The sequence below is a fragment of the Streptomyces sp. NPDC048496 genome (assembly GCF_043200055.1).
Lineage (GTDB): Bacteria > Actinomycetota > Actinomycetes > Streptomycetales > Streptomycetaceae > Streptomyces.
This window is the reverse complement of record NZ_JBICXB010000007.1, coordinates 169,770-182,681: the sequence shown is the minus strand read 5'-3', so window position 1 is coordinate 182,681 and position 12,912 is coordinate 169,770. Positions and strand designations below refer to the sequence as shown.

Below are 12,912 nucleotides of genomic sequence, written 5' to 3'. Positions count from 1 at the left end.
CGGACGTTCTACCCGTACCGTCGGAACCATGACGCAGCGGGCACTTCACTCCTCCGGGGAGCACACACCCGGCCGGCCCCGTCCGGCCAGGATCGACGCCGGTTCCGAGCTCGACCCGGTCCACCCGATGAAGCTCCCTGCCCCGGTCGTCCGCACGAGCGGGCTGACCGCGGCCGAGGTGGCCGAGCGGATCGCCCGCGGCGAGGTCAACGACGTACCCATCCGCTCGTCCCGCTCCATGGGCGAGATCGTCCGCGCCAACGTCTTCACCCGGTTCAACCTGATCATCGGCGTGCTCTGGCTGATCATGCTGGTCGTCGCGCCGATCCAGGACAGTCTCTTCGGCTTCGTGATCATCGCCAACACGGGCATCGGCATCGTCCAGGAGTGGCGCGCCAAGAAGACCCTGGACAGCCTCGCGGTCATCGGCGAGGCGAAACCCACGGTCCGGCGCGACGGGGTCTCGGCCGAGATCTCCACCTCCGAGATCGTCCTCGGCGATCTCATCGAACTCGGGCCCGGCGACAAGGTCGTGGTCGACGGCGCGGTGGCCGAGGCCGACAACCTGGAGATCGACGAGTCCCTGCTCACCGGCGAGGCCGACCCCGTACTGAAGCAGGCAGGCGACCCGGTGATGTCCGGCAGCTTCGTCGTCGCGGGCGGCGGCGCGTTCTCCGCCACCAAAGTCGGCCGCGAGGCCTACGCCGCGCAGCTCGCCGAGGAGGCCTCCCGCTTCACGCTCGTCCAGTCCGAGCTGCGCAGCGGCATCAGCATGATCCTCAAGTACGTCACCTGGATGATGGTGCCGGCCGCGATCGGCCTCATCATCAGCCAGCTCGTCGTCCACAACAGCAACGTCCGGGACTCGATCGCCCGCGCCGTGGGCGGCATCGTCCCGATGGTCCCCGAGGGCCTGGTCCTGCTCACCTCGGTCGCCTTCGCGATCGGTGTCATACGGCTCGGCCGCAAGCAGTGCCTCGTGCAGGAGCTGCCCGCCATCGAGGGTCTCGCCCGGGTCGACGTCGTCTGCCTGGACAAGACCGGCACGCTCACCGAGGGCGGGATGGACGTCACCGAGGTGCGGGCGCTGAACGGCGCGAACGACCCGTACATCGGCCAGGTGCTGAGGGCCCTCGGCGCATCCGATCCGCGGCCCAACGCCAGCCTGCAGGCGATCATCGACGCGTACCCGTCCCCGAACGGCGAGGCATGGCGGTGCACGGAGACACTGCCGTTCTCCTCGGCACGCAAGTACAGCGGCGCCGCGTTCGTCGAGGCCGACGGGCGGTCGTCGACCTGGCTGCTCGGCGCGCCCGATGTGCTCCTCCCGGACCAGGACCCGGCGCTCGGCGAGATCGAGCAGCTCAACGAGCAGGGGCTGCGGGTGCTGCTGCTGGCGCGCGCCGAGGGCAAGCTGGAGGGGCCGGAGATCGCCCACCAGGCCGTACCGACCGCGCTGATCGTGCTGGAGCAGCGGCTGCGGCCGGACGCCGGGGACACGCTGCGCTACTTCGCCGACCAGCGGGTCGCCACGAAGGTCATCTCCGGGGACAACGCCGTCTCGGTCGGCGCGGTCGCGGGCAAGCTCGGCCTGCCCGGCGCCGAGCACACCCTGGACGCGCGCCGGCTGCCCGCGGACCCGGACGAGATGGCCACGGCCATGGAGGAGAACGCGGTCTTCGGCCGGGTCACCCCGCAGCAGAAGCGTGAGATGGTCGCCGCCCTCCAGTCCCGCGGCCACACGGTCGCGATGACGGGCGACGGGGTCAACGACGTGCTGGCGCTGAAGGACGCCGACATCGGGGTGTCGATGGGTTCGGGCTCCGAGGCGACACGCGCCGTCGCCCAGATCGTGCTGCTGAACAACAGCTTCGCGACGCTGCCGTCGGTGGTCGCGGAGGGCCGCCGGGTGATCGGCAACATCACCCGGGTCGCGACCCTGTTCCTGACGAAGACCGTCTACTCGGTGCTGCTGGCGATCCTGGTGGTCTGCTTCCAGGTCGAGTACCCGTTCCTGCCCCGGCATCTGACCCTGCTGTCGACGCTGACGATCGGCGTCCCGGCGTTCTTCCTGGCCCTCGCGCCCAACAAGGAGCGGGCCCAGCCGCACTTCGTCCGCAGAGTCATGCGGTACTCGGTGCCCTCCGGCCTCATCGCGGGCATCGCCACCTTCGTGACGTACATGATCGCCCGGCACTACTACACGGGGACAGGGACGCTGGACGCGGAGACCAGCGTGGCGACGCTCACGCTGTTCCTGGTCTCGATGTGGGTGCTCGCGATCATCGCCCGCCCGTACACGTGGTGGCGGATCGTCCTGGTCGCGTCGATGGGAGCGGCGTTCCTGGTCGTGCTGGTGGTGCCGTGGCTGCAGAACTTCTTCGCGCTGAAGCTGGTGGGCGCGGTCATGCCGTGGACGGCGGTGGCGATAGCGGTGATGGCGGCGGCTGCCCTGGAGTTCACCTGGAGACTGGTCAGCCGCCGCTTCCCCGCGTAGCCGCTACCGCACGTCGACGTCCGCGGACCCGGCGGGCCGGACGGGGACGCACGGGACGGGAGTACGAGAAGCGGGACCCCCTCCCGGAGATCCCGCTTCTCGTGTGGACCACGTGTGGAATTACCGCACGTCGACGAAGTCGACGGCGGAGGTGACGGCCGGGGTGGTGGCCGTACCGGCGAAGCTGTAGCGCCAGTAGCCGTCGACCGTGGCCGTGGCCGTGGTCTTCAGGTTGCCGGTGCTGCCCGACTTGATCGTCTTCAACGTGGTGTAGGTGGAGCCGGTCTTCTTACGGAACTGGAGCTTCACCGGCTGGGCCGAGTAGCCCGCGTAGGCGTGCGTCTCCCAGTTGGCGCGCGACAGCTTGCCCGTGATCGTGATGGTCCTGCCCTTCTTCACGGGCTCCGGAGAGGCGTTGACCGTCAGCTTCGAGAAGCGCTGGAGCTTGGTGGTACCCAGGCCGTCCTGCACCGCGAAGTCGATCTGGCTGGGGTCGGGGTTGCTGAGGTCGACGGCGAAGCCCGTGACCTTCCACGTCGCGGCGTCCGCGTTGCCGATGAGGTCGTCGTACGGCGAGATGTCGATCCGCCCCTTGCAGGTGGCGACCGTCGAGGAGACGGCCTTGCAGGTGGGGAGCTCGGCGCCGAAGAGCTCGTTCGTCGGAGTGTCGAACGAACCGCGGTAGAGCCCGATGTCGAGCACGAAGTCGGGGGAGAAGATGTTCACGTCGGCGGCGTGCGTCACGGTGTACGTGGTCGCCACGGTCTTCGTGGCGGTGGTGCCCACGGCGATCGGCTTGCCGCCGTTCACGGTGACCTTGGAGAAGGTCAGGTCGAGCTGGACACCGGCGGTCCCGGCAGCGGCGATGCCGCGCGCGCCGGACTTCGCACCGGAGTGCGCGCCGGACGCGGCCTGAGCGGCGCGCGCGGCATCGCGGACAGTGGAGCGGTGCGCGTCGTCGGCCTGAGCCGCGGACGGAACGACGAGGGCGGAGAGGGCCAGGGCGCCGGTTACGGCAGCCACAGTGGCACGAATACGCATGTTTCATTCCCCAATGTGGAGAAGGGGTCCGCGGAGGTTGTCCGTTCCCGGACCCAAGGTCGTCTGTGAAGCCTGGTGACTTCACAGATCAAGACCCCGGGGACGCGTGAAGGGTTGTGTGGACGGTGAGAAATCTCTGCGAATACATGCCCAGGTCCGGGCAGTTGTGTCTCCCCGCCCCGAAGACCGGCCCCGGCCCGTCAGTCGAACCAGCGGTCGCGCGCCAGCTCCTCCGTGCGCGAGGGGTCCTGCAGCAGAGCCGCGACCTCGAAACGGCGCGGCCACTGACCAGCCGCCCAGGCCAGACCCGCCGCGACACCCTCCAGCGTCGAGGCGTGGACGGTCCCGTCCGGGGTGCGGCGCCAGTCCAGTTCGACGCCGCCCGCGCGGAGTTCGCCGTGTTCGACGTACGTGTCCGGGGTACCGGCACCGAGCAGGATCCGTACCGGCTCCGGCACCTGGTGCTCCTCGCCGTCCGTCGTCACCGCCGCCTCGACGGTCTCGCCGAGCCGCCGCACCTGGAACAGCTCGGCCAGTTCCGCGGCGCGCGCCGGAGCCACCGGCAGGAGCGGCAGGTTGTCCGTCAGCGGCAGCAGGTCGGGGGCGTCCGCGATCAGCGCGTCGGCCGCGTCGACGACCCGTACCTCGCCGTCGACCACGGCCCGCAGTTCGTCGGGCAGCGTGACCTGTTCCGGGTCGAGATCGGCCAGGGCCGTGTACAGCTCGTGGAGTTGTACGGAGCCGACCGGACGGTCCTCGTCCGCGAGCCGGCCGAGGAGTTCCGCCGCACCGCCCGGCTCGTCGAGGAGCGCGGCGACGGAGGTCCGTACGCCGAGGGCGTGCAGCACCTGGGCGTCGTCGAAACCGGTCGCATCGGTGGAGTCGTACAGTCCGGACAGCCGCGGGTCGCCGCCCGCGGCGCGCAGCCCCGCCGGGCGGCGGCCGTCGAGCACCGGGTGGTCGCGCAGCCACCAGGCGGTGTACGGGCGCACGGACCGGGTCGTGCCGTCCGGGAGCAGCACCCGCACCGGCTGGGTCAGCGCGTCGCGCAGCGGCGGCCGGGAGAGCAGGGCGAGCGCCTGCGGCCAGGCGTCGTCGTCGACGAGGTCGAGGTCGCGGACGGCGACGAGTTCGGTGGCGACAGGCGGCACGGAGACCCGCCCGTCGCCCGACCACCACCCCTCGTCGTCACCGCTGCGCGGCGGCAGACTCAATTGCAGCTGGTCGAGAATGTCCTCGCACCACACGTCGATGGCGTCGAGCAGTCCCGCGTCGTCGGGTTCGGCGAAGTCGCCTTCACGTGGATCCAGTTCGTCGGGGTCGAGGACGACGTCGGTGGCCCGGACGAGCGCGAAGGTGGCCAGCACCCCGCAGGCGGTCAGCGGCTGCTCGCCCCAGCGGTCCGCCAGTTCCTCGTCGCAGAGCGCGAGTTCGCCCTCGCGCATGATGCTTGCGAACGGGCTTCCCGGCAGCACCAGTTCACCGGCAGGTGCGGGTTCGCCGTCCTCGTCGGGGAGGGCCAGTGCGCCGAGCCAGGGTTCGTCGCCGGGTGCGAGGTCGGCGTCCCGGACGAGCGTGAGGACGGTGTCCGCGAGTTCTTCCGCGTCCAGCGCGTCCTCGTCCCACACCTCGCCGGCGTCCAGCGAACGGGCGACGGCCGCACGCACCTGCGGGGTCGTCAGCACCGCGCGCGGGGTGGCGGCCAGGGCGCCCAGCTTCTCCAGGAGCGGGTGGGCGGCATCCGGATGCGCGACCTTCAGCCCGAGCCGGGCCAGCCGGCCCAGGACCGGGCCGGTGAGGCCGTCGGGGAGCGGCAGGAGAACCTGGCGGGGGCCGATGGCGGTGCGGGGTGGTGCGACGTCCGGGGCGCCCACCGCGTTCTCCACCGCTCCGGCCAGCGGGACCGGGAGTCCGGTGAGCCGGTCGGGGTCGATTCCCGAGAGGCTGTCGTACAGCCGCCGCCACCAGTCGGGTTCGCGCTCAAGACCGGCGAGCCGGTCGATCGCCTCGGTCAGCGGGACCCGGGCGACGCCGAGGGTACGCAGTTCGCTCCGGCGCTCAAGTCCCGCGGGCAGCAGGCACGGCAACACCTCGGCGAGCACCTGAACGGTCTCGGCGCCCACCCCCTCCACGACCTCGGCCTCGATCGGCCGCAGCGCGGTGGTGGCCACGCGGACGCTCTCCGCCCCGGCGTCCCAGGCGTCCCACTGCTCGGGTTCGGCGGCGGCGTCGCGCGGGGCGGCGGGCTCCAGGAACGCGACGCGCGCCAGCCGGTCCAGGATCGCGCCGCGCACGGCACCGTCCAGTGCGCCCTTGCCGAGCGGGCCGGGCACGAGGTCGAGAGTGGCGATGGACACCGGATGCCAGTCGGCGAGCAGTTCGGCGTACGCGTCGGCCGCGCGCTGCACCAGGAAGTCGGTGAGCGGGCCGGGCGCGGGGTGGCGGCGGGTGGTGTCGAGCGGCAGCGACGCGATGAGCAGGGCGGGGACGCCGAGGGGCTCGTCGGTGGGGGTCGGCGCGTGGACGACGGGGGCGGTACGGGGGTACACCGGCGCCCCTTCCACGTCCACGGGCACCGCCCAGGTCACCGACCAGTGCGGGCGCAGCCGTTCCTCCAGCGGGCGGTCGGCGAGCAGGGCCGGTTCGATCGGCCCGTGCTGGGCGACGGTGCGCCAGCGGTTCGTGCCGTACGCGGAGTCGTCGATGTGTGTGTACGGGCCGTGCTGGGAGCGGCGCAGCGTCCGTAGGTCCTCGGGGGTGTCGATGACGATCTCTTCGAGACCGGCGAGTGTCAGGAGGAGCGCGTCGTCGACGGCGGCGAGCAGCCGTCCGACGAGGTCCTCGGCGACGCCGTCGCGCAGCGGCAGGACGACGACGGTGTCGTACCCGTCCGGTGCGGTGCCCTCGGCGGGCAGCGGAAGACGCAGCAGCGGTACGTGGCCGTCACGGCGGCGGAGTTCGTCACCGAGGCCCGGGCTGCCGACGGCGGCCTCGCGGGCGAGGTCACGGGCCTCGGCGAGGGACCAGCGGACGCCGCCGTGCCGGCCGATGACGGCGGGCTCGTCGCTGACCGCGAGGACGGCGGCGAACCCGACGCCGAACCTGCCGACGGCGGACTCGTGCCCCTCGCGCTTGGCGGAAGCGCGGAGCGTGCTGAGCGATTCGACGCCGGTGGCGTCGAGGGGGGCACCGGTGTTGGCGGCGGCGAGGACGGCGGGTCCGGTGTCCGAGGCGGGGTGAAGCGTGAGACGGAGCCGGCCGGGCACGCCGGCGCGGGCGGCCGCATCGGCGGCGTTCTGGGCGAGCTCGACGACGAGGCGGTCGCGGTAGCCGCCGAGCGCGAGGTCCTCCTCGGCGTTGGCGTCCTCCCTGAACCGGGCCGGACCGGCGCCCCAGGCGTCGAGCACGCCGCGCCGCAGCCGTGCCGTCCCGAACGGATCGGCCCCCTCGGTCGCATTCATGCTCACGCTCTGACTCCGCTCTGTCCGGTGACGCGTTACCCGTGTGCGGCGGGGGTGTGCGTGCGCCTGCGTGCGCGTACACCCGTGCCGCCAGTGTGCGCCCGAAGGTACCGCGACCGGCAATCCTGCGCGGCGCGGCGGTGTGCGCGCCGCCCTTGTCCTCCATCGCCGGACAGGCCTGAAATGAAAGCGCTCCACCCGACCCGGGAACGCCCCCGGCCACATCCAGCCCGTCCGGCGATCGAGGACAACACGACCACCGAGCCGCACCCGAAACCCGCACGGGACCCACACCGAGCCCGTCCGGCGATTGAGGACAAAGCGCTCACGGGGACCCCCGGGGCCGCACCGCAGCGCGCGACCCCCGGGTACCGCAAACCCGGACCCCAGCGGCCAGGAGCGTCAGGAGTGGCCCAGGTCCTCCGACGGCTCATCCGGTTCCACCGGGACCGATCCGCTGTCCCGCGCCGGGCGCAGCGGGTACTCGTCCACCTGCATCGTGTCCAGCGCGTGCGGCGCCGGCTTCGGCGGCTTCGGCATCACCGCTGCCTCCGAGTGCCCACCGCAGCCGTACGACAGGGAGACCACATGACCGTCCGCCGGGCCGAACTCGTTCGCGCACACGCCGAAGGCCTGCCGCAGCGAACCCGTCAGCGGCACCAGGAAGGCGCAGGTGACACAGGATGCCGGTGCCGCCTGAGCCATCGGCGTCTTCGGGCCGAATGCCTCGTCCCAGCGGTCGGCCGCGGCATGCAGCCCGTACCGGGACAGCACCCGTGCCCGCCGCATGCCGAGCTCTTCCGCGAGCGCGGCGATGGAGCCGCGCCTCGTCGTCTCCGGGCGTGTCGTGAGTTCCGCGTCCTCCGCGTCGACGAGGTCGGCCATCTCCTCCGACATCTCGGAGGCCACGGAGTTCGGCGGCGGCTCGTCCTCGCCGCTGTACCCCGGCTCCAGACGCAGATCCTCCGCCTCCGTCGGCAGCAGATCACCGGGTCCCATGTCGCCGGGTCGCAGCCGCTCGCTCCAGGGCACCCACTCGGGAGCGAGCAGCGCGTCGGTCCCCGGCAGCAGTACCGCCTCGTCGAGCGTGACGAACTTGGCGCGGGAGGCCCTGGCGACCGTCACCGCCCAACGCCAGCCCTTGTAGCCGGGTTCCTCACACTCGAAGTAGTGCGTGACGACCCGGTCCCCCTCGGAGACCAGGCCCACGTGCTCACCGACCTCCCCCGGCGTGGCCACTTCCTCGGCCGCCGCGCGCGCGAGATCCACCGCCTCGGCGCACAGACGGTCGGGGGCAGGGGTACGGGCAGTACGGCTTCGCGTCGTAGCAGCACTCACAGGTCTTCGCTTCTCTCCATACGCCGTCTCACGAGTGCGCCAGCAGATCCATCGATTTCGGCCATAACGGTTGCGGGCGGAGCGGACCTGGGGGCCGCGTCGACGTCCGCACCCGTTGTGCCTGCCTCGGGCGCGCCTTCTGCTATCCATTCTGCGGGATCGCCGAGAGGCGCGCGGCCAAGAACAACCGCCGGGGGCGCGCTACGCACGCTACCCTCTCCGCAGCTCCCCGCCCACCTGCCCGTCCCAATCGACGGCGTATCCACTGCCGTGTCCGGGCCGAGCGGTCGGAGGAATGCCGTGTCGGCAGGGTGCTCGCTGACCCGACAGGGCGGCGAACCCCGCGCCCCGTACCGTTCTCGGTTCGTTACCGCAGCGGCTGGGGCACTATGTCGAGGTGGCTTCCGCCAGGTCGCACGACGGGTCCGGCCCGCTCCGCAGGACGGGCCGGACGATCGGTCATGCCCTGCGCACGCCGTTCACCGGCACCGCGAAGGGCATCCGCAAGGCGACGCACGCCCACGGGGCCGGCGAGTCCGGACTCGGCAAACTGATCGAGCTGCACGCCGTGAACGGCGCGGGCGACGTGATGGTCACGGTGGCGCTCGCGTCGACCGTGTTCTTCTCCGTACCGACGGACGAGGCGCGCGGCCGCGTCGCCCTCTACCTCGCCGTGACGATGGCGCCGTTCACTCTCCTCGCCCCGGTCATCGGCCCGCTCCTGGACCGTCTGCCGCACGGCCGCCGCGCCGCGATGGCGGGCGCCATGCTGGCGCGTGCGGTGCTCGCGCTCACGATGTCGGGCGCGGTCGCCACGGGCGGCCTGGAGCTGTATCCGGCGGCACTGGGCGTGCTGGTCGCCTCGAAGGCGTACGGGGTCGTGCGCAGCGCGGTCGTGCCCCGCCTGCTGCCACCCCGTTTCTCCCTGGTGAAGGCCAATTCCCGGGTCACCCTGGCCGGGCTTCTGGCCACGGGCGTGGCGGCGCCGATCGGGGCCGGGCTGCAGACCATCGGGGCGCCCTGGCCGCTCTACGGCGCGTGTCTGATCTTCACCGGCGGCACCGTTCTCGCGTTCACGCTGCCCCGCAAGGTCGATTCGGCGAAGGGCGAACGCCGCGCCCAGCTGGTCGAGCCGCACAGCCATCAGCCCTCCGTCCGCACCAGGCCCTCCGGGACCAACGGCAAGAAGAGCAGGGCCAGGGCCAACGGAAACAAGGAGAAACGGCTGGGGCTGCGGACCGTCGGGCCGTCCGTCCTGCACGGGCTCCAGGCCAACGCCGCGCACCGCGCGCTCTCCGGCTTCCTCATCTTCTTCCTGGCGTTCCTGCTGCGGGTGCACCCGCTCGCCGGGCAGAGCGCGGCCGTCTCGCTCGGCATCGTCGGTGTCGCGGCCGGGGTCGGCAATGCCCTCGGCACGGCGATGGGCTCGTGGCTCCGGGCCCGCGGCCCGGAGGTGATCATCGCCTCGGTGCTGGGGCTGGCGCTCGGTGTCGCCGTCCTCGCCTCGGTCTTCTTCTCCACCGTGATGGTTGCCGCGCTCGGCGCGGTGGCGGGTTTCGCCCAGGCGCTGTCCAAGCTGTCGCTGGACGCGATGATCCAGCGTGACGTGCCCGAGGAGGTCCGCGCGTCGGCGTTCGCCCGGTCCGAGACACTGCTCCAGATGGCCTGGGTGGTCGGCGGCGGTATCGGCATCCTCCTCCCCCTCAACGGCGTACTGGGAATGTCGGTCGCCGCGGGGATCCTCACCCTCGGTGCGGCAGCCTCCGTACGGGGTCTGCTGGGTGCGGCTCGGCGCGGCTCGCCGCACCCCCGCGTGGCGTGAGCGGGAGCGACCGATAGCCTTCGGCCCATGACCGTTGCGTTCTTCTCCGGTAAGCGCCGTCGAATCGGCGTCGCTCTTGGTGCCGTGTCCGCGGGACTCCTTGTCCTGTCCGCCTGCGAAAAGCCGACGCCGCTCGCCACCGTGACGGTCGGCGACACCTCGGTGAGTGCCGAGGCGACCTGCTACAACGACGGCGACGCCATCAAGGAGTCGCTGATCCAGGGCTGCCTCAACAGCAAGAAGGCCGAGCACACCGTCAAGGTCGCGATGGACGACAAGGTCCGCTTCGGCGTCGACCCGAAGATCGCGGACAACGGCTGGACCCTCTTCATCAACGGCCAGCAGGCCGAGCAGGAGCCGTACAAGAAGACCTACCGGTCCATCCCGGGCAGCGCCTTCTTCTCCAGCCAGACCGGCGAGACCACGAACAAGACGCAGATCAGCATCGTGGAGACCACGGGCAAGAAGCTCACGGGCATCTGGCACTTCACCTTCGTGAAGACCAACTGACCCCCTCCCGACCCGGGAGGACCCTCCCCGTGCGTGTGCTCGTCGTGACCGCTGTCCCGGTGGAACGGGACGCGGTCACGCGTGCGTTCACGGACGGACCGGACGTGGTCCGGGCACCGGGCGCCGAGCTGCACCGCGCCGGCGGTGTCGATGTCCTCGCGGGCGGCGCCGGTCCGGCCTCCGCGTCCGCCGCCGCCGCGTTCGGGCTTGCCTCCGGGTCCTACGGCCTGGTGATCTCCGCCGGTATCGGCGGCGGGTTCGCGCCCGGCGCCCCGGTCGGCTCCCTCGTCGTGGCGAGCGCGATCGTCGCCGCCGATCTGGGCGCGGAGACCCCCGACGGGTTCGTGCCCGTCACCGCCCTGGGCTTCGGCCGGGACCGGTTCGAGCCGCCGCCGGCCCTGGTACGGGACGTGGCCGCCGCGACCGGCGCGGCCACCGGCGACATCCTCACCGTCTCCACCGTGACCGGCAGCGCCGCTCGCGCCGCCGCCCTTCGCGACGCGCATCCGGACGCCGTCGCCGAGGCGATGGAGGGCTTCGGGGTCGCCGAGGCAGCCGACCGGCTGCGCGTACCGGTGCTGGAGATCCGGGCCGTTTCGAATGCCGTCGGCCCGCGCGACCGGGACGCCTGGCGTATCAGCGACGCGCTGGCCGCGCTCACCGACGCGTTCGGGAAGCTCACCCCCGTACTGGAAGGTTGGACCCACCATGACCGACTCGACTGAGGGCACCGCGAAGCCCGGCACCGCTGTGAAGATCGCCTTCTCGCCGTGCCCGAACGACACCTTCGTCTTCGACGCCTGGGCGCACGGCAGGGTCCCCGGCGCGCCCGCTCTCGATGTCACCTTCGCCGACATCGACATCACGAACGGCATGGCCGAGCGAGGCGAGCTGGACGTGCTGAAGGTGTCGTACGCGGTGCTGCCCTGGGTCCTGGAGGAGTACGCCCTGCTGCCCTGCGGCGGTGCGCTGGGCCGCGGCTGCGGGCCGCTCGTCCTGACGAAGGAGCCGGGTACGGATCTGACGGGGAAGACCGTCGCCGTCCCGAGCGAGCGCTCCACCGCGTATCTGCTGTTCCGGCTCTGGGCGGCGGATGTCCTGCCGGGCGATGTCGGCGAGATCGTCGTCATGCCGTTCGACGAGATCATGCCCGCCGTGCGGGACGGGAAGGTGGACGCCGGTCTCGTCATCCACGAGGCGCGTTTCACGTACCGGAACTACGGGCTGCACAGCCTCGCCGACATGGGCGAGCACTGGGAGGCGACGACCGGGCTGCCGATCCCGCTCGGCGCGATCATCGCCAAGCGGTCACTGGGCGCAAAGACGCTGAAGCTGCTGGCCGAGTCGATCCGCACGTCGGTGCGGATGGCGTGGGACGACCCGGAGATGTCACGGCCGTACGTGCTGGAGCACGCCCAGGAGATGGACCCGGCCGTCGCCGACCAGCACATCGGGCTGTACGTGAACGAGTTCACCGCCGACCTCGGCGAGAACGGCTGTGCGGCGATCCGCGGGCTGCTCACGCGCGCGGCGGCCGAGGGGCTGGTGCCGCCCCTCGGCCCGGATGCTCTGTCGTTCGCCTGAGAGCCTGTCGGGTGACCTTCGTCCGCCCGAAGAGGTCACCCGACAGGCTCTGAGTCCGGCCGTAAGCGGGATACGGCCGGACGCCCGCTGACGAGAGGCCCCAGTGCCGGTCCCGGCACTGGGGCCGGGACCGGCACTAGACGTCGAGCTGGTCGGCGACCGCGCGCAGCAGGCCGCCGATCTGCCTGCCGGCCGCCTTGTCGGGGTAGCGGCCCCGCTCCAGCATCGGCGTGATGTTCTCCAGCAGCGTCGTCAGGTCCTGCACGATCGATGCGAGCTCGTCCGGCTTGCGGCGCTGGGCCGCAGCGACGGACGGGGTCGGGTCGAGGATCGCCACCGAGAGCGCCTGGTCTCCGCGCTGACCTGCGACGACGCCGAATTCGACGCGCTGGCCGGGCTTGAGTGCGTCGACTCCGTCAGGGAGCACCGACGAGTGCACGAACACGTCGCCACCGTCGTCGCGGGAAAGGAAGCCGAAGCCCTTCTCGCTGTTGAACCATTTGACCTTGCCAGTCGGCAAAGCACGCACCCCATCTCAACCCGTAAGCCGGAACCAAGCCTCAGCAGGTCAGGCCGTCCAGTGGTCGTGCTCCCCTGCTGGCAGAAGCCTCCACAGGTGCAGTACCCCCCGTCAAGCCTGGTCATCCGGACTCTGTCCA

The 12,912-nt window shown here is 71.7% G+C and carries 9 protein-coding genes; 5 read left to right on the top strand and 4 right to left on the bottom strand.

All coding sequences use genetic code 11. The features are described from left to right. Positions 1–28 precede the first annotated feature (28 nt). Positions 29–2,497: an HAD-IC family P-type ATPase gene (locus ACGFSA_RS10705; RefSeq protein ID WP_393302698.1), complete on the top strand. Its 2,469-nt coding sequence runs from the start codon at positions 29–31 to the stop codon at positions 2,495–2,497. Between the two features lie 120 nt (positions 2,498–2,617). On the opposite strand, the gene ACGFSA_RS10700 is transcribed toward ACGFSA_RS10705, so the two are convergent. The 3 genes from ACGFSA_RS10700 to ACGFSA_RS10690 form a co-directional block, all read right to left on the bottom strand. Continuing rightward, complete coding sequence (locus ACGFSA_RS10700; RefSeq protein WP_393302696.1) at positions 2,618–3,538, bottom strand: hypothetical protein; 921 nt, start codon at positions 3,536–3,538, stop codon at positions 2,618–2,620. 200 nt (positions 3,539–3,738) lie between these two features. Beyond that, positions 3,739–6,999, bottom strand: a complete 3,261-nt coding sequence (locus ACGFSA_RS10695; RefSeq protein WP_393302836.1) for a sacsin N-terminal ATP-binding-like domain-containing protein — start codon at positions 6,997–6,999, stop codon at positions 3,739–3,741. 402 nt (positions 7,000–7,401) lie between these two features. Beyond that, positions 7,402–8,337 (bottom strand): DUF3027 domain-containing protein, encoded by a 936-nt coding sequence (locus ACGFSA_RS10690; protein WP_393302693.1) that lies wholly within the window; start codon positions 8,335–8,337, stop codon positions 7,402–7,404. A 397-nt stretch (positions 8,338–8,734) separates the two neighbouring features. Between ACGFSA_RS10690 and ACGFSA_RS10685 the strand changes: the two genes are divergently transcribed. Genes ACGFSA_RS10685 through ACGFSA_RS10670 form a run of 4 tightly spaced genes read left to right on the top strand, consistent with a single transcriptional unit; the run spans position 8,735 to position 12,253 of the window. Next, positions 8,735–10,159, top strand: a complete 1,425-nt coding sequence (locus ACGFSA_RS10685; protein ID WP_393302690.1) for an MFS transporter — start codon at positions 8,735–8,737, stop codon at positions 10,157–10,159. A 27-nt stretch (positions 10,160–10,186) separates the two neighbouring features. Continuing rightward, the gene (locus ACGFSA_RS10680; RefSeq protein ID WP_393302687.1) at positions 10,187–10,669 is read left to right on the top strand and encodes a DUF2771 domain-containing protein; all 483 of its coding nucleotides are present in this window, start codon (positions 10,187–10,189) and stop codon (positions 10,667–10,669) included. 29 nt (positions 10,670–10,698) lie between these two features. Beyond that, positions 10,699–11,394, top strand: coding sequence for a futalosine hydrolase (locus ACGFSA_RS10675; RefSeq protein ID WP_393302684.1), 696 nt, complete (start codon positions 10,699–10,701; stop codon positions 11,392–11,394). Beyond that, positions 11,378–12,253, top strand: a complete 876-nt coding sequence (locus ACGFSA_RS10670; protein WP_393302682.1) for a 1,4-dihydroxy-6-naphthoate synthase — start codon at positions 11,378–11,380, stop codon at positions 12,251–12,253. The genes ACGFSA_RS10675 and ACGFSA_RS10670 overlap by 17 nt, the downstream gene beginning before the upstream one ends. Positions 12,254–12,389: 136 nt before the next feature. Here ACGFSA_RS10670 and ACGFSA_RS10665 read toward each other — a convergent pair whose 3' ends face one another. Beyond that, positions 12,390–12,773, bottom strand: a complete 384-nt coding sequence (locus ACGFSA_RS10665; RefSeq protein ID WP_358863230.1) for a cold-shock protein — start codon at positions 12,771–12,773, stop codon at positions 12,390–12,392. Between the last annotated feature and the right edge of the window lie 139 nt (positions 12,774–12,912).

Excerpts from the sequence above, each read along its gene's own strand:
- ACGFSA_RS10705 (WP_393302698.1), top strand. The coding sequence starts at position 29 with ATGACGCAGCGGGCACTTCACTCCTCCGGGGAGCACACACCCGGCCGG.
- ACGFSA_RS10700 (WP_393302696.1), bottom strand. The coding sequence starts at position 3,538 with ATGCGTATTCGTGCCACTGTGGCTGCCGTAACCGGCGCCCTGGCCCTC.
- ACGFSA_RS10695 (WP_393302836.1), bottom strand. The coding sequence starts at position 6,999 with ATGAATGCGACCGAGGGGGCCGATCCGTTCGGGACGGCACGGCTGCGG.
- ACGFSA_RS10680 (WP_393302687.1), top strand. The coding sequence starts at position 10,187 with ATGACCGTTGCGTTCTTCTCCGGTAAGCGCCGTCGAATCGGCGTCGCT.
- ACGFSA_RS10670 (WP_393302682.1), top strand. The coding sequence starts at position 11,378 with ATGACCGACTCGACTGAGGGCACCGCGAAGCCCGGCACCGCTGTGAAG.